This is a genomic window from Curtobacterium sp. BNK-1 (assembly GCF_048685235.1).
Taxonomy (GTDB): domain Bacteria; phylum Pseudomonadota; class Gammaproteobacteria; order Enterobacterales; family Enterobacteriaceae; genus Pantoea; species Pantoea agglomerans.
The window spans coordinates 174,684-200,157 of sequence record NZ_JBLQTJ010000002.1 but is presented as its reverse complement, the minus strand read 5'-3'; the positions used below and the strand labels follow the sequence as shown (position 1 = coordinate 200,157).

21 protein-coding genes are annotated in these 25,474 nt (G+C 54.9%); 8 read left to right on the top strand and 13 right to left on the bottom strand.

The features are described 5' to 3' along the window. Positions 1 to 750: 750 nt before the first annotated feature. The 3 genes from ACMGGP_RS19930 to ACMGGP_RS19920 all read left to right on the top strand — a co-directional run bounded on the left by ACMGGP_RS19930 (position 751) and on the right by ACMGGP_RS19920 (position 2,722). On the top strand, positions 751 to 1,242 hold the full coding sequence (locus tag ACMGGP_RS19930) for an STM2901 family protein (protein ID WP_498798769.1): 492 nt from the start codon (positions 751 to 753) through the stop codon (positions 1,240 to 1,242). Beyond that, entirely contained in the window at positions 1,236 to 1,529 is a 294-nt protein-coding gene (locus ACMGGP_RS19925; protein ID WP_022624214.1) for a DUF1493 family protein, read from the top strand. Before ACMGGP_RS19930 ends, ACMGGP_RS19925 begins: the two co-directional genes overlap by 7 nt. Positions 1,530 to 1,628: 99 nt before the next feature. Continuing rightward, positions 1,629 to 2,722, top strand: a protein-coding gene (locus ACMGGP_RS19920; protein WP_311978592.1) for an IS3 family transposase whose coding sequence is annotated in 2 segments (ribosomal slippage) — positions 1,629 to 1,860 and positions 1,860 to 2,722 — 1,095 coding nt in all. Because the reading frame shifts where the segments join, the coding sequence is not laid out codon by codon here. A gap of 213 nt (positions 2,723 to 2,935) precedes the next feature. Here the strand turns inward: ACMGGP_RS19920 and ACMGGP_RS19915 are convergent. Further along, positions 2,936 to 4,414: a YsnF/AvaK domain-containing protein gene (locus ACMGGP_RS19915; RefSeq protein WP_498798768.1), complete on the bottom strand. Its 1,479-nt coding sequence runs from the start codon at positions 4,412 to 4,414 to the stop codon at positions 2,936 to 2,938. 284 nt (positions 4,415 to 4,698) lie between these two features. Beyond that, on the bottom strand, positions 4,699 to 5,268 hold the full coding sequence (locus tag ACMGGP_RS19910) for a pyridoxamine 5'-phosphate oxidase family protein (RefSeq protein ID WP_498798767.1): 570 nt from the start codon (positions 5,266 to 5,268) through the stop codon (positions 4,699 to 4,701). A 259-nt stretch (positions 5,269 to 5,527) separates the two neighbouring features. Between ACMGGP_RS19910 and ACMGGP_RS19905 the strand changes: the two genes are divergently transcribed. After that, positions 5,528 to 6,112: a GNAT family N-acetyltransferase gene (locus ACMGGP_RS19905; protein ID WP_045139833.1), complete on the top strand. Its 585-nt coding sequence runs from the start codon at positions 5,528 to 5,530 to the stop codon at positions 6,110 to 6,112. A gap of 55 nt (positions 6,113 to 6,167) precedes the next feature. On the opposite strand, the gene ACMGGP_RS19900 is transcribed toward ACMGGP_RS19905, so the two are convergent. The 3 genes from ACMGGP_RS19900 to ACMGGP_RS19890 all read right to left on the bottom strand — a co-directional run bounded on the left by ACMGGP_RS19900 (position 6,168) and on the right by ACMGGP_RS19890 (position 10,743). Continuing rightward, on the bottom strand, positions 6,168 to 8,303 hold the full coding sequence (locus ACMGGP_RS19900) for a putative bifunctional diguanylate cyclase/phosphodiesterase (RefSeq protein WP_010671971.1): 2,136 nt from the start codon (positions 8,301 to 8,303) through the stop codon (positions 6,168 to 6,170). Between the two features lie 405 nt (positions 8,304 to 8,708). Beyond that, the gene (locus tag ACMGGP_RS19895) at positions 8,709 to 8,948 is read right to left on the bottom strand and encodes a hypothetical protein (protein WP_010256895.1); all 240 of its coding nucleotides are present in this window, start codon (positions 8,946 to 8,948) and stop codon (positions 8,709 to 8,711) included. Positions 8,949 to 9,309: 361 nt separating this feature from the next. Beyond that, positions 9,310 to 10,743, bottom strand: a complete 1,434-nt coding sequence (locus ACMGGP_RS19890) for a methyl-accepting chemotaxis protein (protein ID WP_498798766.1) — start codon at positions 10,741 to 10,743, stop codon at positions 9,310 to 9,312. Between the two features lie 346 nt (positions 10,744 to 11,089). Between ACMGGP_RS19890 and ACMGGP_RS19885 the strand changes: the two genes are divergently transcribed. Continuing rightward, on the top strand, positions 11,090 to 12,871 hold the full coding sequence (locus tag ACMGGP_RS19885; RefSeq protein WP_029519494.1) for a sensor domain-containing diguanylate cyclase: 1,782 nt from the start codon (positions 11,090 to 11,092) through the stop codon (positions 12,869 to 12,871). Positions 12,872 to 12,895: 24 nt separating this feature from the next. Here ACMGGP_RS19885 and ACMGGP_RS19880 read toward each other — a convergent pair whose 3' ends face one another. Together ACMGGP_RS19880 and ACMGGP_RS19875 are read right to left on the bottom strand one after the other, a co-directional pair. Beyond that, the gene (locus ACMGGP_RS19880) at positions 12,896 to 14,479 is read right to left on the bottom strand and encodes a sensor domain-containing diguanylate cyclase (protein WP_498798765.1); all 1,584 of its coding nucleotides are present in this window, start codon (positions 14,477 to 14,479) and stop codon (positions 12,896 to 12,898) included. Between the two features lie 398 nt (positions 14,480 to 14,877). Next, complete coding sequence (locus tag ACMGGP_RS19875; RefSeq protein WP_010256913.1) at positions 14,878 to 15,051, bottom strand: hypothetical protein; 174 nt, start codon at positions 15,049 to 15,051, stop codon at positions 14,878 to 14,880. Positions 15,052 to 15,569: 518 nt separating this feature from the next. On the opposite strand from ACMGGP_RS19875, the gene ACMGGP_RS19870 reads away from it, so the two are divergent. After that, on the top strand, positions 15,570 to 16,481 hold the full coding sequence (locus ACMGGP_RS19870; RefSeq protein ID WP_064689867.1) for a GNAT family N-acetyltransferase: 912 nt from the start codon (positions 15,570 to 15,572) through the stop codon (positions 16,479 to 16,481). Between the two features lies 1 nt (position 16,482). Here ACMGGP_RS19870 and ACMGGP_RS19865 read toward each other — a convergent pair whose 3' ends face one another. Then, entirely contained in the window at positions 16,483 to 16,728 is a 246-nt protein-coding gene (locus ACMGGP_RS19865) for a hypothetical protein (protein WP_010256916.1), read from the bottom strand. Positions 16,729 to 17,110: 382 nt separating this feature from the next. Between ACMGGP_RS19865 and ACMGGP_RS19860 the strand changes: the two genes are divergently transcribed. Then, complete coding sequence (locus ACMGGP_RS19860; RefSeq protein ID WP_010256917.1) at positions 17,111 to 17,656, top strand: chorismate mutase; 546 nt, start codon at positions 17,111 to 17,113, stop codon at positions 17,654 to 17,656. Between the two features lie 22 nt (positions 17,657 to 17,678). Beyond that, positions 17,679 to 18,869: a cytochrome P450 gene (locus ACMGGP_RS19855; RefSeq protein ID WP_498798764.1), complete on the top strand. Its 1,191-nt coding sequence runs from the start codon at positions 17,679 to 17,681 to the stop codon at positions 18,867 to 18,869. Positions 18,870 to 18,889: 20 nt separating this feature from the next. On the opposite strand, the gene ACMGGP_RS19850 is transcribed toward ACMGGP_RS19855, so the two are convergent. From ACMGGP_RS19850 to cscK, 5 genes are all read right to left on the bottom strand, one after another. Continuing rightward, a complete protein-coding gene (locus ACMGGP_RS19850) occupies positions 18,890 to 19,894 on the bottom strand; it encodes a substrate-binding domain-containing protein (RefSeq protein ID WP_033759898.1) in 1,005 nt (334 codons plus the stop codon). Positions 19,895 to 19,923: 29 nt separating this feature from the next. Further along, complete coding sequence (locus tag ACMGGP_RS19845; RefSeq protein ID WP_191924818.1) at positions 19,924 to 21,333, bottom strand: sucrose-6-phosphate hydrolase; 1,410 nt, start codon at positions 21,331 to 21,333, stop codon at positions 19,924 to 19,926. Next, positions 21,333 to 22,703 (bottom strand): sucrose-specific PTS transporter subunit IIBC, encoded by a 1,371-nt coding sequence (locus ACMGGP_RS19840; RefSeq protein WP_498798763.1) that lies wholly within the window; start codon positions 22,701 to 22,703, stop codon positions 21,333 to 21,335. The genes ACMGGP_RS19845 and ACMGGP_RS19840 overlap by 1 nt, the downstream gene beginning before the upstream one ends. Positions 22,704 to 22,770: 67 nt before the next feature. Beyond that, entirely contained in the window at positions 22,771 to 24,234 is a 1,464-nt protein-coding gene (locus ACMGGP_RS19835; RefSeq protein WP_498798762.1) for a carbohydrate porin, read from the bottom strand. 229 nt (positions 24,235 to 24,463) lie between these two features. Continuing rightward, the gene (gene cscK / locus ACMGGP_RS19830) at positions 24,464 to 25,390 is read right to left on the bottom strand and encodes a fructokinase (protein WP_498798761.1); all 927 of its coding nucleotides are present in this window, start codon (positions 25,388 to 25,390) and stop codon (positions 24,464 to 24,466) included. Positions 25,391 to 25,474: the final 84 nt, after the last annotated feature.

The following is a 25,474-nucleotide window of genomic DNA, read 5'->3' as shown; positions in this document are numbered from 1 at the left end:
TTGCGGGGAAATCGCAGTGAAACATCTTTGAGATTATGTGTTCTTGCACCCTGAACCGAGATATAAGGATCAATGTGCTCATCAGCGCGGTAATGATCGGCGTTGCGTTGTTCTGTCATGATTTCCCTGATTGATAATGCACGGCAGATTCACGATCGCCTGCCGTTAATGACTAAAAATTGCAGATGCTAATCCGGCGTTCAGGCTATCCGGTCCGCTTTGGGAATAGAAACAACAGCAAGGGTAGTCAGGGATCGCGGTCTGCACAACGCGAGGGGGGTTCATCGCTTCGTGGCAGCACAGACTGGTAACCAGCATGTACAGGAAGCCTTCTTATCTCTTAAGAAAACCCTGGAGCAAACTTAAATAAGGCAAAGCCATCACTAGCAAATCGCTTATGTGACTCTGATGTAGATTCCGGTGGTATCGATAAATGCAGGTCTATGTAAGGTATGGATATAAAGAATGGGAAATGTTTAATACCCCACGAACCTTTCTATAACCTTTATCTCTCTATGGCCAGGTATGCACTCCAGAGTGCCTGGTGCCGTCCCGCTCCCGTTATTCAGCGTGCTGACGGCATAAAAAAATCATTTAATTCATAAGGATAGCGAAACCATGCCCATTTCTGAAATGATGCCGCGAATGCCTTCAGGGAGATGAGGTGAAATTACCGTTTTTTATTATCCTGTCCCAGACCATCAGGTTGTCAAGCATGAACGCGCGAGGTATTGTTTAAGAAGCATCAGGATGATGAATGAAGTGAACTTGTGGGAGCTGGCAGTGGATACGACTGAAGAACTCAATAACACCTATTTCTACGCAGGCAGACCGAACCTCACCGCTGGTGAGCTCTTTTTCATGATTTTCTGTGAAGAAGTCGCTGAACAGCTGGGCATTGATGACTTCGGAGCGATCGTGGCCATCCTGTCTGGACGTAATGTCCTGACTACCCGCACCAAACCGCGCGATGCTCTCAAGGGTACCTCCTATGCCTCAAGGGCAGCACGCAGAGTATTCCCTAACGCCAAGTTTCCTTTCGGCATAAAGCTCCCCACCATCGTAGGGGGATACCCGCCCCGGACCGCGCGTATACTTTTTACGCATAAGCTCAGCACCTTTGTCGGTCGGGCGATACCCGTCGTGGGCTGGGTGATTCTGGCCAGAGACGTTGCCGATATCAGTTTCAATTCGGTCAGACTGTACAATGCCATCGCTCGCGGGGAGGATAAGTTATGGTAGATGACACACAGGCACGCGTAATGGCACTCATTGAGCCGTGGAACGGCCGATCGCTGCTTACGTTCCGGAAAAAAACACTTACGCCAGAGATGTCGCTTAATCAGGACATGAAGCTTGACCCGGAGGACGCTGCGGAATGCCTTCAGAACGTCTTCGATGCGTTTGGAATGGATTCTGATCTGGTGACTTTCAGCCTCTACTATCCAAAAAACCCGCGCGAGGCCATCCCTCTTACTATCGGGATGGTAATCGAGTCAGCACGTGCCAGGCGATGGTGCTATGACTGATATGACCTGCTCCCCGTTGATTAGTACACCCCGATGTTAGTAATGTCTTCATAAGCCACATGAGGGCATCCCCATGAAGAAGCGTTTTCCGACGAACAGATCATCAGTATCCTCCGCGAGGCCGAAGCCGGGGTTTCTGCACGGGAACTCTGCCGTAAGTATGCTATTTCAGACGTTACTTTCTACACCTGGCGCAAGAAGTTTGGCGGCATGGAAGTCCCTGAGGTAAAGCGGCTTAAGTTACTTGAAGAGGAGAACGTCCGCCTTAAGAAGCTGCTCGCCGAAGCCATGCTGGATAAGGAGGCGCTTCAGGTGGCTTTGGGTCGAAAGTTCTGACGACAGACCAGAAGCGGGAAGCCGTGGAAGTCATATGTGATGCAACGGGTCTGTCGCAACGTCGTGCCTGCAGGCTGGCAGGTCTGTCTCTTTCAACCTGCCGTTATTCAGCTCAGCGTCCGGCTGCTGACGCGCAGCTATCTCTACGCATCACAGAGCTGGCACCTGAACGCCGTCGCTTTGGTTACCGGCGGATCTGGCAGTTATTGCGTCGTGAGGGCCTTCACGTCAACCACAAGCGGGTATACCGCATTTATCACCTTAACGGCCTGAGTGTGAAGCGCAGACGACGTCGTAAGGATCTGGCGACTGAGCGGCTTCCGCTGCTTCGCCCGGATGCGCCCAATCTGACCTGGTCAATGGATTTCGTCATGGATGAACTGGCCACCGGTCGCAGGATCAAGTGCCTTAACTGCGTCGATGACTTCACAAAGGAATGCCTGACTGTCACTGTTGCCTTGGGGATTTCAGGCGTGCAGGTCACGCATATTCTGGACAGTATTGCGCTGTTTCGCGGATATCCGGCTACGATAAGAACTGACAAGGGGCCGGAGTTTACCTGTAGAGCACTTGACCAATGGGCCTTTGAGCATTGCGTGGAGCTGCGGCTTATTCAGCCCGGTAAACCGACACAGAACGGATTTATTGAGAGTTTTAACGGACGCTTTCGCGATGAATGCCTGAATGAACACTGGTTCAGCGATATTGTTCATGCCCGGAAAATCATTAATGACTGGCGGCAGGACTATAACGAGTCCAGACCTCATTCATCGCTGAATTACCAGACGCCGTCTGAATTTGCAGCAGGCTGGAGAAATGGAAAATCAGAAGGTGAACAAACCGACATTACTAACTGATCGTTGTATCTAATACTAGGGGCAGCTCACGAATAACGTACACACACTTAAGACGAGAGCTCTATACAACTTTCACTGTGGCCATTCTCCGTCAACGGGTGTCAGGTCTAAGTGATGCCATTAAATTGCCTACAGAATTTCAGTGTGATTTATGAAAAAAACCCGTCTGCGACGGGTTTTCAGGCATAGAAGGCGACAATCACCGCTCCGGCATTACGGCTTTTTAAACTTGTCTTCGACTTTCTCTTTCGCTTCTGCGATTTTATCACCAGCTTTCTCAGCAAAACCCTCTTTATGCGCTGGCTCGCTGCCTGGCGTTACCGGACGAGTGTCGTGGTCAGCGCGGGCCTGACGTGTGCTTTCAAGCAACGGATCGGCCACAGTACGATTCCCGGTCAGCCGGTCTGCACCGAGAGGATCTGTACTGGCATGGTCAATATCCACTTCCTGACGGCGTACCGAATCGTTGATAGTTTCAACCCGATCGCTTGTCTCTTTGCGTAACACCACCTCTTCAATGATCTCCGCGGTCTTATTAATTACGGGCTGCTCATGCGTCTCTTCCACTTCGACAGTTTTTTCAGACCAGTCAACATGAGTGGGTGAACCTGATTCATTCACCGGACGACGGAAGATTGCGGCGTGCTGCTCATGCAGCGAGACATTTTCTGAGACCTGATCGGTGACAGTGTAGCGACGAACGCGGGTTGAACCTTCACTTACCAGACGTTTACCCACTTCCAGTCGCTCCTCGGCCAGACGCAGTACATCCTCGTCACTTTCGTCACCGGTCAGGGCGGTACGGGCAGCGCCACGATGGGCAGGATCGTTAGAGAGCGGATCGACGGCGGCATTATCCTGAAGCGTTCCACTGGCAGGTGCAGTCAGACCATCACTGGTCGCGTAACCGGGCGCGTAATCATCGGGCAGCGCCGCACTGCGCTCGGTAAGTTCTTCATGTGCATCAAGGATGCCCAGGGCGCGAGGTAACTCATCTTCATCGGCGCGCAGCGACAGCACTACTCCGCCGGTTCGCATCGCGTCTTCATACACTTCGGCCTGATCCTCCTCCAGCGTATTGCCGAACAGGCGTTGCCAGAAGCCAGGGTGACGGGCCTCCTGACCTTCGGTACGCAAACGATCACCGGAGATGATATCAATGTCATCATCCAGGAACCCGGCCTTGATCAGGTTACGCTTTGCACCCTCTGCCAGTGAGATATTGCTGAACATTGTTACGATTGTTTCACGCGCCATGTTGTGTTCCTCGGTGATGGATTCGGACGGCTCTGAATAGGGTGTTCGGGTCAGGTGAGCGTGCTGTTTGCGCAGGGAGACGACCTGTTCTGTCGCTTCCTCACTGACAACTTTGCGGATATGCCACTCCTCTTTCAGCACCAGATGACGAACGATCTCGATTTCCTCTTCAACGACAGGAATGATCAGAACGCCATTTTCTTCACGGATCTCCGGCATCTCAGCCAGCCGTTCCGATTTAGGAATGCGTTCTATTTCCGCCGTCTGGTGCCGGAGCATCAGCGCAATCTTCTGCTGATGCTCAGTGACCTGTCGGGTAACCCTGACATGACCGTCGATGACCCGCTGTTTCGAGACCTCAACGGTTTCCTCCGCCAGGCTTAGCACCTGGTCGCTACCCTCTGACCTTGGTTTTTCAGGAGGTTGATTGTTCATGTTTAACCTGCCTGTAATACAGAGCGATCATTTGTACTTTTCTTTACCTTGAGCATAAGTCACTGCTTTTCGGTTAGTTAAAGCCTGGCACAAACAATGACAAAAGACAGGAAAAAGCAGAAAAACGCCATTATATGAAGATAACGTGGTGCTAAAATCGATTAAGCGGTGCGGCAGATAAAAAACAGCTAACGAAGCGGCAGACAGTGAAATCTCTTTTATCGCGTGCGGAAAGAGGATCAATCAGGCGTTAACCCGACCCGAAGTGAATCAGGCATATCGGGTCAGGGGTTAAGCCATTCGCTTTCCTGCTGTTCGCCATTAGCCGAATAGCGAAACAGGGCGCGCTGATTTTCGTTTCGCTGAAGCTGATAGGCGTCCAGCACACTGGCCTGCAAAATCACCACGCCAAAGCGGGATTCCCCGGTTTCCGTTGCTGCCGCGTCAGGCGTCTCATCAGCCGTTGCCCGTGCTTCCCCCGGAGGTCCGCCGGTGTAAGTCTGCCGCGTGTGCTGCGGTAACGCACGCCAGGCTGCCCGGGCAACATCACTTCCCGCCGCATAACACGCAACCCGCCCTGCCAGCCGTAACTGCAGGCGACGCTGATGGCAATATCCCAGCACGGTGACCTGCGGATTCGCCGCCATCTCCTGCCACTTCGGGCTGCGAACATCCGTATGAAATGTCAGCATCCGGCGGTCGTCGGCACACTGGCGCAGAACCACGGTGCGCGCCTGAGGTTGCAACAGAGCATCGACCGTACAGAGCATCAGATAACGAAATCCGCCCTGTAGATCGGTCGCAGATTCCTGCAGCGCAGCCCAGGCTGCTGTTTCAAACGTTTTCAATTCCATGGGGATTACTCTCATCAGGGTCAATTTCAGCCATCTGGCTAAAAGCGTAGCAATGAAGTGGGCAGAAGGCCTGACAGCGCAGCGATAAGAGCAAATGTGGCAAGCGGGAGCTGGACAATGCACGAGAGCAGGAGCTGTTGAGATTGCGTCGGGATTGCGGGATAACTCGCAGAGCGGCGAAAGCGCGTCCCGCCAGTCAGCCACTCTGTGTTATTTTTGCGCCATCGCCACAGAGATCCGATCCGCAGGGAGTTGCACGATGACAACTGAAGAGTCTGCTAAAGTACCGGCTGAAATACCGCTGAAAGTCACCTCGCCGCGTCTGACTTATCGGTCACTTCGGCAGGAAGACTGGCCCTTCTATCTGGCAGTCAGTCAGGATAGATCGGTGATGCAGTACATCAGCGATCCGCGCAGCGCTGAAGAGATCAGAACCCACTCATTTGATGTCCGCCTGCCCGCCTGGTACAAGGGCTGCAGGCACTGGCTCTGTCTGGTTATCGGAGAAAAAACATCCGGTGCTCCGGCTGGCTTTTGCGGGTTTATCGATCGTGGAGAGGGTATTGCGGAGTTTGGCTTTATTCTGGCCGCAGATGCGCAGGGCAAAGGCTACGGCAGCGAGTCTCTGCATGCCATTATCACGTTCTGCTTTGAGCAACAGGAATACCGCAAACTGATCGCGACGGTGACAGCAGGCAATGCGGCCTCACGCCGGACCCTGATTTCAGCGGGCTTTGTGCAGGAGGGGACGTTGCGGCAGAACTTCTTCCTCAACGGCCAGTGGCAGGATGACTGGATCTTCGGCTTGCTGAAACAGGAATACCAGCCCGCACACTCACCCTGAGGCGCAGACTATCAGCGTCGGGCATCCTCCGCTACGCTCGCCACAATCAGACCGATTAGCGTGGCGTAACGTCATAACCGCTGGCGATAGCGATAGCGGGCGCACAGTGCTCCTCTCCGCACAGCATCGCCTCAAAGTCCGCCGGCGTCAGTGGCTGGCACAGGCCATTGCCCTGCATAATGTCGCATCCGGCGGCCGTAACAAAAGCGATCTGCTCTTTGTCTTCCACCCCTTCGGCGGCCACCCGGATACCCAGGCTTTTGCCGAGCGCGGTAATGGCCCGGAACATCATACGCACCCGCATGCTGGAACCCAGCTCGTGCGTCATCGACTTATCGATTTTAAAACCCGTCACAACGCTATAGCGCAGCAGGTTAATCGCCCCTAGCGTACGCCCGTAATGATCGATAACGAACGAGGCTCCCGTTCGGCGTACGGCGTCAACCTGAACCGGCATATCCTGCATCAGCACGGCCAGCAGTGGCTCATCCACTTCCAGCTCAACAAAACCGGCATCGCCTCCGGCACTCTCACGTATTACCGTCTCCAGGCTGTTCCCTGCCAGCTGGCGCGGAAACAGGTTAATGCTGACGCGAAGCTGAGGAGAGCGAACCTGCCACTGCCGGACCTGTGCCAGAGCACTGCGGATGATCCATTCACCCAGCGTGACTGAAAGCGGACTTTTAACCAGCATGCCGATAAATTCAGCCGGCAACAGCAGCCCGCGCGTCGGATGCTGCCAGCGCACCAGCGTCTCGCAGCCAATAAGCTTTCCGCTTTCAACGTCGTAGCGGGGCTGATAGTAAAGAGTGAACTGCTGCTGCCGCACCGCCGTTTCCAGTTCGCGCTCAAAACGGCGCCGCTGCTGCTCCGCTTCACGAAACGCGGGCATAAACAGCATGCTGCAGCCTTTACCCGACGCTTTGGCGCGATAGAGCGCCAGATCAGCGGCGGACATCACCGAAGAGGGATCCCTGCCGTGCTCCGGATAGGAGGCGATGCCGGTGCTGGCACCGACCACCACCGGTGAGTCGTGATAGCGGAACGGCGTCTGAACGGCCGCAATCAGTTTCTCCGCCGTGATCGCCGCCTCTGCGCTGCCGCCTGCTAACAGGATCACAAATTCATCACCACCCAGGCGCGCAGCCGTCACGGCACTGGCGCACACCGCACGAATCTGTTCGGCAACGTGGCACAGCAACGCATCGCCTGCAGCATGCCCCAGCGTATCGTTAACCTCTTTAAAACCATCGAGATCGGTCATCAGTAACGTATAGGGGACGCCCGCCCTGGTCAGCTGGCCGACCTGATCCATAAACGCGCTGCGGCTGGCGAGACGTGTCAGCATATCCAGTGAGGCCAGCTCACAGAGCCGCGCCTCACTCTCATAGCGGGCCGTGACATCGCGGATGATCATGCCCACCAGCCGTTCGCCCTCTTCACGCCAGCCCGAAAAAGAGACCTCTGCCGGAAATTCACGACCTTCACGCGTGACACCCCATATCTGCAAAGAGCGTGGGTGCGAGATAGCTGCTTCGTCAGAGGTAATCCGGACCAGTTCATTACGGTAGTCAGTCTGACAGCGAGCAGGGATCAGCTCACTGATATACTGGCCGCGCATCTCCTCTGCGCTGTAGCCGAACAGCGCGGTGGCGGCCGGGTTCCAGAAGGTTATGCCACGCCGAAGGTCGGTGCAGACAATGGCGTCAGGCGAAGTGGATGAGATCGCCTCGAGTCGCTGCTGGCTGGTGTAGCGCAATAACTCCAGACGATGCATCTCCATGCGATCCATCACCAGTGCAGCAATATCGTTCAGATGCTTTCGATCCTCTGCAGTTAACGGCTCACGAGGATGGCTGTCGGTCAGGCAGACCGTGCCAATATGATGCCCATCCGGGGTCGAAAGCGGGATCCCCGCGTAAAAGCGGATAAAGGGGTAGCCGTGAACCAGCGGACTGTCGCGGAAGCGCGGATCTTTCAGCGTATCGGGCACGCAGAGGATATCGCCCTGCGCCAGCGTATGGTGGCAGAAGGCGACGTTGCGTGCCGTACCTGAAATATTTAAACCGTACCGGGAGGCGAAGAACTGCCGCTTTTCGTCGATAAGCGAGACAAAAGCGACCGGCACCCGAAACAGCCGCGCGGCAAGCGTAGTGAGGCGATCCAGCGCATCGGTCGGCGGTGAATCCATCAGATGATACTGCTTAAGTGCGTCGAGGCGAGCCGCCTCGGCATCATGATAAACTGGACGTTTCAGCGTAACTCTCCTCTGATGTTATCTGCTGTGGCTGGCCTGACACAGCATAAAGAGGACACGTTCAATCAGACAGAACGCGCAGAGTTCGCTGCCGATCCGTTGCCGGAAGAAAGGCCCGTCAGTAAACCCGGCAGCAACAGGTTGCCGCGCTGAGTCCGATAAAGCTGACACCGCAGACAGCGAGGCATCAGTTAACACGTTATGCCTGCCAGAGAGAGTGCGGCGGACCGCCCAGGATTATCTGGCCAGAGCAGATCAGACAGGCGGTAATGCGCCTCGCTTAGCTCTGTATATCGGCCCGACATGACTTTACTTAAGAGAAAACAGAGGATGAACGCCTTACTTTTTCAGCTTTGGTACCAGTTGATAGTGCGGATGCTCTCCGGCGAGCAGCATCAGCAGTTCATATTCTCCCTGACTGAGCAGCGCAGGATTTTTCGATGCTTCTTTCGTCTGCCAGACACGCTGGCTAAGATCGAAACGCTCGGCTGCAATCTCCTGAGAGAGACCGGCCGCAAGGCGCAGCTCACGCACGTTGTGCTGGACGGCGACAGGCCGCTGTAAAATCTGATTTCCCATATAAACGCTCCGCATACGGTGCCCCGGCGAGATGGCCGGGCGGAAGTACACGCCTGCGGCCAAAACATAAATTTGAGTTAAGTTTTAACAGCCCGGCGTTTTACACTTATCAGGAAAGCGTAACGCACCAGTAAAAACAGAGAAAATAACCTGAATTATATTTAAATCGCTGCCCGGATAATTTTTGCACCGCTGAGAATAGTAATTGCCATTCTGAATGGTGGCGTTGATCGAATGATGATCAACGTCAATCACAGTCACAAAAAATGACCGTTTCATCCCTCTTTTAAAAAGAGTGAATATTAATCGTTATTCCGTGCCGGACAGACATTATCTACAGTTCAGAAAAAATACGTTCAGGCTATGCCCGCGCAAACGTTGCCCAGCCGCCTTTTTCATCAGGCGTGACGCGTTTAGGCTCTACGGCAAGAGGGTGATGCGGCAGGGTAAAGCGCGTAATCACGCTGCCCAGCGTTTCAGTCTGTCCACTGAGACTGTCTGCTGTCGCCGAAACCTGCTGAACCAGCGTCGCATTCTGCTGCGTTACGCGGTCAAGTTCTGCAACGGCGACCGTGACCTGGGCAATCCCTTTACTCTGTTCATCCGAAGCCAGCGCAATCTGTCCGATCAGTTCATTCACGCCGCCGACGCCGTGCAGCACGGCCTCCATGGTGGTTCCTGCGCTCTCAGCCGCCCGCCGGCCATCGTCAACGCGTACCACGGTATCGGCAATCAGCTCTTCGATCTCTTTAGAGGCAGCAGCACTTCGCTGTGCCAGTGAACGTACCTCACTGGCGACTACCGCGAAGCCGCGGCCCTGTTCACCCGCACGGGCAGCTTCTACAGCGGCGTTTAACGCCAGAATGTTGGTCTGAAACGCAATACCATTAATAGTGGTGGTGAACTGCCGGATTTTTTCTGATCCCTGAGCGATGCTGGTGATGGCTGCCGATACCAACTGAACCAGTTCCACGCCCTGCTGAGTCGTATCCGTGGTGCTGGCAGCCAGTTCACGTGCCTCGCGGGCATTCTGTGCATTGTGACGCACGGTGACGGTAATCTCCTCCATGCTGGCTGCGGTCTGCTCCAGCGCAGCAGCCTGAGTGGATGTCCGGTCGGAGAGATCGGCGTTACCCGCTGCGATGTCCCCCGCTTCACGATGAAGAATGGCTGCGTTGTCTCGGATAGCGCTGACCGTCTGCAACAGACTGTGCTGCATCTCTTTGACCAGCGGCACCAGTTGCCCGACACAGTTGCGCCCCAGATCTTCCGGCTCGCGCGTCAGATCGCCATCGGCAATAATTTTTAAATGACCGCGAATTTTACCTACCGGACGCACCAGATGGACGACCAGATAGCGGTCACAAAACAGCAGCAACGCCACTGCCGCCAGCAGTGCTGCCAGCAATACTCCCTCAAGCCGATGCCGGTCAGCCTTCAGGGGTGCCTGATTCCGTGCCAGCTGCTGCGTCACCTTGTCCAGCTGCGCACGTGCAACCGTTGCGTATTCTGAGGGGGTTGTCGTAAGTGCCGCGCGGACGTTATCCCAGTCAGCATCGGCCGGGGTTGAGGCGACGAGCGCGTTTTTATCGGCTGACGTACCGCTCTGCATGACGATAGCGCTGTGCGCCAGAAAGCTCAGTTGCTGCGTCAGAACGGCTGAACGATCGGTTTGACGAAAGATATCGCGCACGACCTGGCTGCTGTAGCCACCGGCCAGCACGACGATGCCCAGTGAGACGATCATCATCCACAGCACAACGCGGCGGATAGTGAAATGCCTGAGTGAATTCATGAGGTTTCCCCGATGTTGTCATTGGTGTAGTTAAAATTAAACAAAAATAAGTTATGTCATCTACTTTAGTGCGTTATTATATAGTGCACTATGTTTATACTCTGTATACTGGCAGGATATTTAAGAAATTAAAAGTTTTTAACGACAAAATAATAGAATCGTGATTACTAAAATATTTCGTTAAAGAAAAGTGATTTGCTATTCTGACCAGCAATGGCGTGCAGTGGGATAAAAAATAAATGGTCATGACTCTTTCTTTTTGCAGAATTTGCCTGTAGTCATGACATCATACCCTTCAATTTTTCTGTTTAATTTCGCGCCGTAACCAGCCGGTGCGGAGGAATCCATGCTTATGAGTCTCAGCGGCGGCGACGATTGCCGCACGCGAACCCTGCACGCGCTGCGCAGTAACGACGAAAGTCGTGACGATGTGTTGCGACAGTTCGTCCGGCTGGCCAGCCAGGCACTCGGTATACCCGGCAGCTTTATCTCCGTACTGGATGATGAGATGCAGCATGTTAAGGCTGCGCAAAATTTCACACTCACTCAATCCTCCCGGCAGGACTCGCTCTGCCGGCATGCAGTGGACAGTGACAGCACCGTGGTAGTACCCGATACGTTGCTGGATACCCGCTTTGCTGAGCATCCGCTGATTGTTGGCGCGCCTTTTATCCGCTTTTATGCCGGCGTACCGCTTAAAAGCAGCACAGGTCTGATACTGGGTACGCTGTGCGTGACTGACACCGCGCCTCATCCCTTTAATGCGGATCAGGTCGCCATGCTAAAGATGCTGGCGGCACTGGTGATGTCATTTCTTGAGGCCTGGTACTCGGCTGGCTTTGCCGACCCGGTAACCGGTCTGCCCAACCGCCAGCGTCTGATTCGCGACCTGCAGTTTCTTGCCGCCTCCGGTGACACCACGCCACGGCGGCTGGTGCTGATTGACTGTATCGATATGCCGCGTGCCTACGAGCTTGCGCGCTCAATGGGCATGGGACCGGTTGAAAGCCTGTTGAAAGATGTGGCGACACTGCTGCCGCTGCGCCTGAGGCCTGCGCCAGGAGAGATGCTCTACACCGTAGCCACCGGGCGCTTTGCCCTGCTGACACGTCAGGAGAGCAGACTCACTGCTAACTGGGTGGCAAACAAGCTGGCCGGGATCAGCGCGGATCTCGGCGATGGGCTGTCGGTTGCACTGATGACCCACACCGGTGAGGCGAGTTTCAATACCGGGGAGATGCCTGCCCAGGAGATCCTGCGGCGTGCGGTCAGCGCGCTGCACGAGGCCATCACACGCGACGTCGCCTCGATGCCTTTCAGCGAGGCCACTGATACGCGCCATACGCAGGACTTTACCCTGATGCATGACCTGGCCATCGCGATACGCCAGGATAAGGGATTGTGGCTGGCGTATCAGCCTAAAATCTGTCTGCACAGCGGCAAGCCGATTGGCCTGGAGGCCCTGATCCGCTGGCAGCATCCGCAGCGCGGCGAACTGTCTCCTGCACAGTTTTTACCCTTTGCCGTGCAAACCGAGCTGCTCAGTGAACTGACCACCTGGGTGACAGAGCACGCAATCGCCCGGCTCTCCCGGCTGCGCAACAGCTATATTCAGTTGCCCATCACCATTAACGTCAGCAGCAGCGATTTTTCACGTGACGGTTTTGCCGACGAGCTGGAAGAACAGATGATCAGGGCGAAGCTCCCGGTTTCGCTGCTGGGCATTGAGTGTCTGGAGACGGAACGGATTCTGGAGAGCGCGACCGCAATGCGGGGGCTTGAGATGCTGAAACTTCGTGGATTCGGTATTTCACTGGATGACTTTGGTACCGGCTACAGCAACATCAGTTATCTGCGGCGCATTCCGCTGGATGTGATCAAGCTGGACCGTTCACTGATCAGCGAAATTTCATCTGACACCGCATCGCGCGTCATCGCCCGCAGTATTATTGCGATGCTTAAAGATCTCGATTATATGGTGCTGGCTGAGGGCGTGGAGAATGCGGAAACCGTTACGGCGCTGACCGAGTTCGGCTGCGACCAGGCGCAGGGCTTTTTCTACTCCAGGCCGCTGCCGGAAGCGGCACTGGATGAGTGGCTCGGCTGGCGATTACGCAGTAAGTGCTGAGCCTGTCCCACACACCCCGGAATCTTACCCGGCCGAATCAGACGCGCTGAACTCCTCAGCTCCGGCAATGATGACGGTATTACGCCCGGCGGCTTTTGCTTCGTAAAGCGCTTCATCGGCACGCCGCAGCAGAGAGTCGCGATCGCTATCCTGATCGCTCCGTGAAGCCACCCCGGCTGAGATGGTCATCGTTCCGGCAAACGGGAAGGTGGTGGCGCTGACGGTCTCACGGATGCGTTCCGCGGTGCGGACGGCATCAGCCAGCGTGGTATGCGGCAGCAGCAGAATAAACTCCTCGCCGCCAAACCGGCTGACGATATCGCCGGTACGACAAGCCTGACGCAGCAACGCTGCCAGGCTCACCAGAACCGCATCGCCCGCGTCATGCCCGTACCAGTCGTTTATCTTCTTAAAATGGTCAATATCAATGGCGATGGCACACTGTTCATGCTCACTGTCTGACTGCGCCGCCAGCGCCGAAAATCCGCGTCGGTTGCAGAGCCCGGTCAGCGGATCGGTCATCGCTTCATCGTTTAGCGCGGCAAGATGACCCGCAACGGCGTGCCGATGAGCCTGCACGGCTTCTTTGAGCCGATCAGCCTCGTAATACCAGGTTTTAACCGAGGCGAGAGATTCCGCCTGGGCTTCGCTGCCGCCATCACGCACTCTGTCCGCCAGCTTTTCCAGTGGAGAGGCGATTCGACCGGCCATAAAGGCAATAATGGCCGCTGTTACGGCAATAATGCCCAGAACGAACCAGACGGCGCTTTCTGCCGTGCGCATCAGAATATGCCTGACCGTTTCAGAGGTGCCGGTAATAAAAACGTTCCAGCCGGTTTTATGCAGTGTGCCATAGCCGGTCAGATAGTGCTGCCCCTCACTCTCCAGCGTGAAATGCCCGCTTTCCGTCGTGGCGAGCCGTTTCTGCAGTGCCAGACTCAGCAGCATCTTTGTTCCGACGCGCGCCGCGTCATGACTGAAAATAATCAGCCCTTCATTGCTGACCACGCTGACCGTTGAACCATTGGAATAGAAATGCTGGCTCAGGATTTCGCTCAGCATGCTCTGTTTCTTGAGATAAATAGTCCCGCCAATGTAGCCCAGATAGCGGCCATCTTCGCTGAACAGAGGTTGTGATAAAAACACCACATAGTTACCGGCCGCGGAGGTAAAAGGAGCAGAGATAAAAGGCTTTTGAGTCGCTATGGCCTGCAGGCTGGCAACTGAGTGCAGCTTCACGCCAATAAGATTCAGACTATCGGGTGAGGTTGCTGCAATAATGGCATCATGATTTACCACCACCACCGAGTTGAAAAAACCCGACTGCATTCGCAGGCGATCGCTCTCTCCTTCCAGTCGTTTAATATCACTAAGCCCCTTGATCTGCGACGCACTCCAGGCCAGTTCACGTTGTGCTGTCGCCAGGTAACGATCGGTGGTATCAGCCAGCTTGCGGGCATAGGCAATGTTCCCTTCAAGCAGACTGTCTTCGATGTTGGCCTTCTGAAACAGCAGCAGCGCACTCAGCAGCAGACCGGAGGTCAGAATGACGCCCCCGATGGAAAGCAAAGTCAGCAGCGAGCGAAGGCGCATTTTTTCATGGGGCATTGCAGTCGGGATCCGGATTAAGTGTCATCTGAGTGTAACAGTAGACGTTTCACGTCAAGGGCCGAACAGAAGATGATTTACACAGGATCACGGCGCATTGCCGGGCGCAGCACACAACCGTCCAGCCCTGCATAAAGGATTGTTTAGCGTTTCGATAGCCCTGATAAGCAACAGCAGAAAATGATTAAGCGATAATAATGATACTGAGCAGGCCGGTATCTGTGCAGATGACGCACTATTATTACCGCTGACCGTGATAACAACGCCATATGGTCGCTGAAAATAACGGGGCAGGCTCTGCCCCGTTTATCATTACGTTAAAAATATGCGTAGAACAGTTAAATAAAACCTGCATCAATAATAAGTAATTGTGCATCAGCCTTATCTTTTAAGCGAATTTAACGCCAGAACGATTTAATATAAGAGCGGCTGCTGAGCCTTTTAATAAAATGATGCGGACAGGTATAGCGGCGCCCTTCCCACTCCAGATTAAACCACTGAAATTCATCATTTTTAATTTTTTCCAGCAGGGTCATTGCCTGCATCGGCGTCTGAAAAGCATAAGCTTTCATCACGCCCTCCTGGGTGCATAAATCAATATGAACCATGTAACCCCCGGGTGTTAAAAAGATCGAACATTTTATAATTATTGAAAATCCTCTTTATCATAATCCATTTATCGGCTGCCGATTATCTGATTCCGTATTATTTACGTAAAAATTTCGCATCTATTTCCCATTTAAATTTTTGGGCAACCCTGCCTTATTTCATCAATTAATTTGACCATGTATACGAAATCCAGCCAGACCCGAATAGATCGTAACCCATGTTTAATGCAGCTCAGAGGGTGGCGACGATAAGCGATCGCAGAAGATGACGTATACCTGCTCACATTGTCAGCATTGCACCGTCTGGCAGGTCCAGAGCCGTCATGCAGAGGGGATGTAATGGTGCTGGCTGAGAGGTTGAGATGGTCATAAACAGAGCACATCGTTTACACTCTCATCAGCCTCATCTGCAATCCGGTAACGGTACAGATGTATCGCGGAGCGAGGCAGGAGATCACTGACGGCGGGCAATAAGGAATCTTATGCTGGATTATATGGTGTCGCTCTACCGTACTGTTCCTGTCTCATCTGAACGTCTCAGCGACTGGCTTGCCAGCTGGCTGGCGCAGCAGCAGACACGATGCCACGATCACCATTTTTCTTCCGCCTTTCCATGGCGTGAAACCGGTCTGCCCCAGCACGCCTTTTTGCAGCGAGAACTAACGATAAACGGCCAGCGTTATCTCACCGGGCCGCGCTATCTGGGTGGCGATCCTGCACAGCCCTTTATTGAGGTTGTTGCGCGTGACGGCATCATCGATTACAGGGTCGCTAGCGCCATTATGCAGGCATGGCAGCCGCTGAAACCTCTGAAGCTGCGCATCCTGTTGCCTGCGACTTATCCTGACATCGGTATAACCGATCAACTGCTTTTCCTCAGCGACCTGGCTTCACTCTCTGTTCCTGTCGACGAAGATATTTCACTGGTGACAGCCCGCCGGAAGGATTATCCCGCCTGTATCACGGCGATTAACCGCGCCTATCGTGCCAGCTGGCACACGCTGCCGCATCTGCGCGATCAGTTACTGGCAACCAGCAGGCAGGAATTACGGGAGGATATCGCCGCGGGACATGTGTTTCTGATTATCTGGCAGGGCATAGTGGCAGGGCTGATGATTTGTGTCCCCCGGCGACTGACCTTTATTGAGGGGTTTCAGATTATGGATGAGGTGATTATGCCCGCTTATCAGGGCCGTGGACTCGCCGCGCGCGCTCAGCAGCGTTTGCTGCAGCAGCTTCATCATCATTATGGTGAGAAGGCACTGCTGACCGGTACCATTCTGCCCGGTAACACCCCTTCACTGCGCAGCGCGCAAAATGCCGGGCGACGCTGCGTGCTGAAATATCAGTTTTTTACCCCTGCCGATTTACGAGCCGGCCGACAGGCAATTTAAATCACCATAAAGCCAGCTCAATCAACTTATCCTGCACACTGTAAACGCGCTGCTTAAGGCTCAGGCTCTCGTCTGCGCTGATCCATTTTGCAGCAAACGCACCATTAATTTTTTCCAGTGCGATTTTGGTGCTGCTTTTCAGACCTTCGTGCCAGTTCGCGTCTGAACGTTTTGCCGCCTGTTTTTCCAGGCTCTCAACTAACGCCGCGACACTTTTACCACCGGTAGTAGCTTCGGATACAGACATACCTACCTCGTTTTGCTGCTAAAAAACGGCCACACTCGCGGAACATATTATACCTGAACCCTGATCGGCATGGCGCTTTCCTGTGCGCACTACCCGGCATGCCTCGTAAAATCATTCTGGCATCACAGAGATGACGTAAATGGCGCAACGCCACCTGCATCAGGGGGGAATCCATTCAAACGTCATATCCAATCAACCCGCCAGCATTGCAAATTAATGTGAATTTTTAATGACCATAAAGATAAAAAATAACTTTAAAATTAATGACCTGTTCTCATTTCACTGACCCGCCTTGTGATTCACATTTTGAAAACAAAATAATCACACATAGTTATTTTTTCATGCATAAATTAGTGCCAGTTTTCATTTATGGAGCAGGCAAATGACTCACTTTGTGGCAATTTTTTTCTCTTCACTGTTTATGTGCAGTAACGTTTTTGCAGGTTCGGTTTCATCTGTTTCTCTTGGATCACTCTCTTCTGCGCTCAATGAACGGATGCAGGTGATGAAAGCGGTGGCGGGTTATAAAGCACTGCATCATTTACCTATTGAGGATCTGCCTCGGGAGCAGGTGGTGCTGGATCATATGCTGCAAAACGCACAACAGGCCGGGCTTGAACCCCACTCAGTGGAGCCGTTTGTGCACGCTTTGATGAACGCCAGCAAGGCGATCCAGTATCGCTATCGGGCTGACTGGCTCTCATCACCAGACAGCGCTGTTCCTGTCAGGGATCTGGCCGAGACCAGACAGCAGATACAACAGCTGGATACCCAGCTCCTGACGGCGATCAGCCAGCGGCTGATGACCGGCGCCTTCTCGCAGGAGGACAAAGAATTTCTGATGTCACACCTCACGGCACCTCACCTCAGTGAGAGTGATAAAAACAGCCTGTTCGCTTCCCTCTCCCGCATTCAGCGCCAGCACTAATCCTCTATCAGCGGAGTACGCTATGCAGCTTCATGAACTCATGGACCCCGACTACTCTGACAATCCCTTTCCCCTTTATCGAAAACTGCATCAGCAGGGACCGCTTATCCCTGCCGGAGATAAGATCATCATCAGCGGCAGTCACGCCGTGGTGGACGCCTTGCTGAACGACCGGCGGGTCGGTAAAAATTATATGGAAAGTGTCAGAGTAAGATTTGGTGATGATGCAGCCAGACTGCCCCTGTTTCTGGGTATCAGCAGAATGTTTCTGGTGCTGAACCCACCCGATCATAACCGGTTAAGAGGACTGGTTATGAAGGCGTTCAGCGCCCGGGAGATTAAATCCCTCCGGGAGATGGCGCTGACGATAGCCAATGAACTGGTTGATGCACTGGAAGGCCGTCGTGCCTGCGATCTGGCTCAGGCATTCGCTTTTCCGCTACCGGTGCGCATTATCTGCCGGATGCTGGATGTTTCAGAATCTGATGCACCAGAACTGGGTCGCCTTACCTCTGCGCTGGTCAGGGTTTTCGATCCTCAAATCAGTCAGGCGGATTTGCTGAAAGCCGCTGAAGCTTTTGCCGTACTGGAAAGTTACTTCAGTGCCGTGATCGTCTCCCGACGTGATAGCACCGCCAGCGATCTGGTGTCGCTTTTTCTGCGCAGCGGCAGTGACGGCGACCGGCTGGATCACGATGAGATCATCGCCAATGTGATACTGCTGTTTCTTGCCGGTCATGAAACTACGTCAAACATGCTGTGCAACACCATTCTGGCCCTGCATGCTCATCCGCAGGAACTTGCGAGCCTGAAACAGAATCATGCGCTGATACCCGATGCCATAGAGGAATGTCTGCGCTACGACAGTTCGGTCCAGATGCTTTACCGCACGACTCTGGAAGAGATTGAGTTGGCAGGAGAGCTCATCCCGCCCGGAACCCGCTTCTTCCTTAGCCTTGGTGCAGCCAATCACGACCCGCTGGTATTTACCTCTCCGGAACGGCTGAATATCCGGCGGCATGAGGGGCGCTGTCTGGCATTCGGTGGCGGTATACATCACTGTATGGGCTACCGGCTGGCACTGGCAGAAATGGAGGTGGCGCTGGAAGTATTACTGACGCGATTGCCAGAGATGCGGCCCGTGGCCGCTGGTGTTCGCCGCAACCACAGAGCTAATCTGCGCGGCGTCAGCGCCCTGCCGGTCGAATGGTAAAGCACTGCAACGCCCGGCGGTTAACCGCGCAGCCGCAGCGTGGCGGGCAGGATAAGCTGACTGTCAGCGGGATCCTCACCAGCGATCATCGTGGTCAGCATAGAAAAGCAGGCCTGCGCCAGTGCCGGGACATTCTGCTCAACCGTGTCGATCGGAATGGAGAGTGAATCATAGAGATAGTGATCGTCGAAACTGGCAATGCGGATGTCGCTGGTCAGCAGGTTATGCTCGCTAATGTAGCGCAGTACTCCCTCCAGCAGACCGCAGGCGGCGGTGAACATCGCTTTAGGGGGGCGTCCCAGCCTGCGACAGAGCGCGGCAAACATCTCATAGCCACTGCCGGGATGGTAGTTACCCTGAATTATCCACTCCGGCCGCAGCGTCACACCCGCCCGCATCAGTCCCTCTTTGAATCCCGCCAGACGATCCTGGGTCGGGGAGAGGTCAGACTGTCCGCCAAGAAAGTAGATCTCCTCCGGACAGGTGCGCGCCAGCTTTTCGACCAGCTCAGCGGTGGGCGTCACAGAGTCGGTGATGACCCAGGGCAGCCTGGTATTGTTCATGTGGCGGTCAAACAGCAGCACCGGCAGCTGTTCGCTGAGGCTGACATAGTCGCTGTCGCTCAGCATACTGGAGGCGACAATCAACCCGTCGACCTGACGCGCCACCAGGTTATTGACCACGGCCATCTCCTGACCGGCATTTTCATCGGTGCAGGAGATCAACAGTTGCAGACCGGCGGCGCGACAGAGATTTTCCAGCGCATGGGAAAAGGCCGCAAAACCGTGGTTGGTGATCTCCGGCACCACCAGCCCCAGCGTATGACTGCGGGCGTCATGTAGCATACGGGCGTGTATGCTGGGCTGATAATGGTGTTCCCGGGCCAGTGTCAGAACCCGCTCACGCGTCTCCTTCGCCACCCGTAACTCTTCGCCACGGCCGTTGAGCACCAGGCTGGCAGTGGCTTTAGAAACCCCAGCCAGCCCGGCGATGTCACTGATGGTAACGCGTTTTGTTTTTCTCACGGCAAGGCATCGGTTAGTGAAACAAGGGCTTATTCTACCATGCAGCGACGTAACGACCAGTAGCGGGCCTGCAGTTCTGCGCGACCGCGCAGGGTTAGCATCGCCGGATGGTCCGGAAAATAACGGCTGCTCATCACCCCTTCCCCGTCGTTGATGAAGATCTCAACGCTGGAGTGGTCACACAGGATCTGCAACCGGCGTGCAGCCCCTGTCCAGTAACGATAGGTCCATTGACCCGATACCAGGCTGCGACGGGCAAGCCGCAGTTCATTCTGCTGCCACGTCAGGATCAGCGTATCGGCGAAATTGAGTTCTATATCGCCCAGGCTCTCCAGCTCAAGCTCCAGCCGCTGCGCGGCGATCGGCGGCGCGTCATCGGCGCGGCCCTGATAATGCTGCTCCCTCTCCCGCAGCGCCTGCAGTTCTGCAATCGGCTGCTGACAGAGCCGGCCGTTGCGGGAGCTCAGCTCGCGCAGACAGGTCATCTGATGGATCCAGTGATGCGCCACGGTTGGCTGGGCCATCTCTTCACCGTCTGGCGTTCCCATCCAGCCCACCAGCAGACGCCGGCCGTCAGCGGTCAGCGTGGTTTGTGGTGCATAGAATTCAAACCCGGCATCCATTTCGTTCAGCGGGCCGTGCAGGTATGCAGCCTGCTGATAATCCAGCGAGCCACTCAGCCAGGCGCAGGCGTGACTGTTCAGGTAGCGTTTCTCTTCAGGCATAACACCCTGCGGACAGCAGATCAGATAGGTGCTGTCGCCGAGCGTGAACATATCCGGGCATTCCCACATGTAGCCAGCGGCGTCCAGCCCGCCCAGTTTGCTGCCCGCAATCTCGCCGAGGTTCTGCCACTCGCGCAGATTATCAGAACGCAAAAGCAGTACCCTGCCCTGCAGCTGGGTATTCTGCGCGGCCAGCACCATGTACCAGTAATCTTCATGACGCCACACTTTGGGATCGCGAACGTGGCCGGAGTAGCCCTCCGGCACGGCGATAACCGGACCGAGTTTGTCAAAACCGCCGGTGCTGTTCTGCTGCGCCAGACACTGCCACGCGGTGCGCGAGCCATCATCAAACTTCACATTGCCGGTGTAGATCAGCGTCAGTACACCGTTATCGTCTACCGCACTGCCCGAGTAACAACCGCCGCGGTCATACTCCTCGTCTGGCATCAGGGCGATGGGCTGATGCTGCCAGTGCAGCAGATCGGCTGAGCGCCAGTGTCCCCAGCATTTTTGCTGATGCGCGCACTCTAGCGCGTTCCACTGATAGAAGAGATGATATTCACCGTCGAAATGGATAAAGCCATTGGGATCGTTTAGCAGGCCGGTTACCGGTGCCAGATGCCAGCCAGGGTAATGGCTGTCGCTGAGCGCCTTTGGCATACCCTGCATCACCGCCTGCAGAATGGCGGCAAGACGTGTTGATGAGGCCATTATTCAGAATCCGTTTTGTATTTAAGCAGGTAAGAGATCACAAATGCAGTGGTGAACGCGATTGCGATGCCGATGACATAGTTGAGCAGAGAGCCAGCCTGGACAATCGCCATGCCCGGCAGACCGGTCAGCCCGACCGCAGTCATATAAACATGGACCGACACCACCCAGGCACCACCGAGCGCGCCGCCCACCAGACCCGCTATAAAGGGTTTCATAAAGCGCAGGTTAATACCAAAGATAGCCGCCTCGGTAATCCCCAGTAGCGCGGAAAACGCTGAAGGCAGCGAAATCGCTTTGATCTTCGCATCGCGGGTTTTAAACCATACGGCCAGACAGGCACCGCCCTGAGCCACGTTCGCCATCGCCCAGATAGGCAGCAGGAAGTTCACGCCGATGGAAGGATTGCCCAGCAGCCCGGCTTCGATAGCGTGAAAGCTGTGATGGACGCCGGTAATCACAATCACCGAATAGAGTCCACCAAACACCAGTCCTGCCAGCCAGCCGGCGTGCGCAATCAGCGTACTGAGAATAAAGGAGATGCCATCACCCAGCATACGACCTGCCGGACCGATAATCAGCAGCGCAATAAAGCCGGAGATAATCACCGTCAGGAACGGGGTCAGGATCAGATCCAGCGCATCCGGGATAACCCGACGCAGCTGCTTTTCCAGCATGCTCATAAACCAGACCGCCAGCAGCACCGGGAACACCGTGCCCTGATAGCCAATCATCGCCACTTCAATGCCGAAGAAGTTCATGGTGTGGAAACCGGCGGCGACGCCCCAAGCGTTGGTCAGCGCCGGATGAGTGAGAATGCCGCCCAGTGTCGCACCAAGAAACGGGTTACCACCAAACTCGCGGGCAGCCGTAAAGCCAATCAGGATCGGCAGGATAATAAAGGCCGCCGAGCTGCACATATCCAGCATGATATAGAGCGCATTTTCCGGATTGACCCAGCCGTAAGTTTTGACCATCCCCAGCAGGCCCATCAGCAGACCTGATGCCACAATCGCCGGAATGATCGGCACAAAGATGTTCGACAACAGGCGGGCGATGCGCTGGAAAGGGTTGAGCTTACGTGCGGCTATATCAGCGGCCTCAGATTTGCTCGATTCACTGATGCCCGCCTCGGCGATAAAGGCAGCGTAGACCTTGTTCACCACGCCGGTGCCGAAGATAACCTGAAGCTGGCCCGCATTGCGGAAGCAGCCTTTAACGCCTTCAATCCGGCCAATCGCGGTCGTATCCGCTTTTTCATCATCCGCCAGCACCAGCCGCAGCCGGGTGGCACAGTGAGCAGCGCTGGCGATGTTCTCTTTACCACCCAGCAGGGGCAGCAATGCCCGCGATATTTTTACATATTCCATACACACCTCAATCTTGTTATGTTTTTATCCATCCTGATCTCTGGCCCCGGCATCCGGGGCCGCCCGGTCAGAACCAGGTTTCCATCTGTACGCCGAAGTTCCATTCGCCACCGGCATCGAATCCTTTACTGCCGAAAGCGTCGTCACTGGCATAGTTATCCAGCCGGTGATCCCAGTTCATCCAGGTTGCAAAGAGACGAATTTCCGGACGTTTGAGGAAGTCACCGACATCACCGGCTTTCAGGGTTGGCGCAACGGTGAGTTTGGTAAAGCTGCCGCTGACCGCATTACGGTTGTTGTAGCCTTCGGGACGCAGATCCATGTACTGATAAGAGCCTTCATACTGCATCTCAAAGTTCTGGGTGATTTCCTGAATCAGCCGCAGGTTGACTGTCGCCCAGTCATAGCTGTCACCTTTGACGTAACGATCGTCACTACGCTGAGCCAGTAAAGCAGGTGCAATGTGCCAGCCGCCGACCAGCGGGGTAATACCGTAACTCGCCAGACGCCAGGTGTCCGCTTCCGGCAACAGTGCGCCATCAGAACCAATCGACTTCACCTCTGCGCCCAGTCCATGACCATAAAGCAGTGCAGTTTTCGACGTGCCTTCTCTCAGCCCATAAAAGCTGTCGTTATGCAGGCCAAGCAGCGCATGTACGCCGGTTTCTGCCGCATCGCTTTTGACTCTGAGGCCGTCGATGTCACGGCGATCGTCGTTATCCTTGGCCCGCATACCGCTGACCATCAGCTGTACCGGCCCGACAAAGTTATTCAGCGACAGGATGTAGTTCTGCGCAGTGTTTTCATTGTTTTCAATGTCGCCAAAGGTACGACCATAAAGGGAAATATTACTGCGCGCCTGATCGCTCCATTTCATGTCGTAAATACCGGCACCGGTACCGGCAAGGAACACCACATCGGAGTCGATCCAGTGAATATCAAAGTTATCGCGATCAAAACGCTTACCGGCCCAGACCGTGGCGTTATCGAATGCGCCGCTGAAGGTGGGAAGCTGCCCGAGCTCGACAAACGCCTGACGCAGGTTGAGATCGCTGCTGGCGGCTGTCCAGTCGTTGTAGGTGCGCTGTCCATCGGCCAGCATCGCTTTGAAACGGGTGGTGGCGCCGTTGTCCAGCGTCTGTTTATGTTCGAGGTTGAGCTCAACGTAGGTATCCGGTTCATTACCAAGGCGACCAACGTGACCGCCGGTTTCCCCGGCAGGGGTAACGGTCGGGCCACCCTGAGTTTTGGCGGCCGAGCTGTTCATCAGCAATCCTGAACGGGCATAACCGTGGAACTCGAAGCCACCTTCATCGGCTGATTTTTGTTCCAGTTTCGCGGTGCGCTGCGCGACCTCAGCGGTGGAGTTTTGGGTCTGTTGTTGCACGGCAGCCAGTTGCTGTGCCTGCTTCTCAGCCATCTGTGCCTGTTTCTCCGCGACCTGTGCGCGGGTTTCCGCTGCATTCGCTCGCTGCTCGGCTGCCTGCAGTCGCTGCTCCATGGCCGCAAGGCGTGCTTCAATGCTGCTCATACTGGAGTCAGCCCAGACTGATGTAGAAAGTAATATCGTTGAGAGGCTCACTGCTAACGTGCTTTTTTTCATTTTTTTATGTCCCTGAAGAGAGGCTATCACCACCGGATTTTTTGCTAAACCGGTTTAGGCGCAAATCATAGCCACGGGTAATTTCCCTGCGCAATGAAAATAGCTAAACCGGTTTAGTGATTGTGAGATAGCTCCCAAAACAGGGGCAATAAGATAATCAGCCTGACAGGTGGTCCAGCTGGTGAAGCCGCGGAAGTGCTGTCATGGCCCCTTTAGCCGTGGTTGCCAGTGCACCGCAGCGTTGTGCACTGGTAAGGCAGATGGCCAGCTGCGATTCATCGGCAGGAAGACCCGACTTCGCCAGCCCCCAGAGTAATCCGGCCACGAAGGCATCACCTGCGCCCGTGGTGTCGATGCTGGCCACGGGCGAAGTAGCATAGTGGTATAGCTGGCCCTGATAGCAGGCGATCACACCTTCCCTGCCCCGCGTGACCAGCAATAGTTTTATGCTGAATCGCACTGCCAGCTGCGGCATGGTGATAGCCGGTTCCTGATCCGGACAGAGAAAATCGAGTTCCTCGTCGGACAGTTTAACCACGTCCGCATGGCTCAGCGCCTCGTTCACCACCGCATGCAGCAGTTCCGGATCGGGCCAGAGGTCATGACGCAGATTTAAATCGAAACTGACATGCCCGCCTGCTGCCCGGATCTGCTCCATGGCAGTCAGGGTCGCCGTGCGTGAAGGTTCGGCTGATAAGGCGATGGAACAGCAGTGCAGCCACTCCCCTTGCCGGAATACGGGCAGATCTTGCGCCTCAAGAAACAGGTCAGCACTCGGCCTCACCATAAAGGTAAAGGAACGTTCGCCATGGTCATCCAATCCGACCACCACGGTTGAAGTGCGGTGCTGCGTATCGGCAATCATGTAGCGGGTATCAACCTTCTCTTCAATGAGCGTCTGCCGCATAAACTCACCAAAGGGATCATCCCCTACCCGCCCGATAAAAGCGCTGTTTCCCTGCAGACGGGCAACTCCAACGGCGACATTGGCGGGCGCCCCACCCGGACACTGCATCAGGCGACCCGGCATTTCGGGAAGCAAATCAACCACGGCATCCCCGAGGCACCATACGCGTACAGACATAAAAAACTCCTCTGATTAAACCTGATAGCTAAACCGTTTTAGCTATAGCGATAAACCGTGCTGAGTTCAAGTATTACCCTGCGG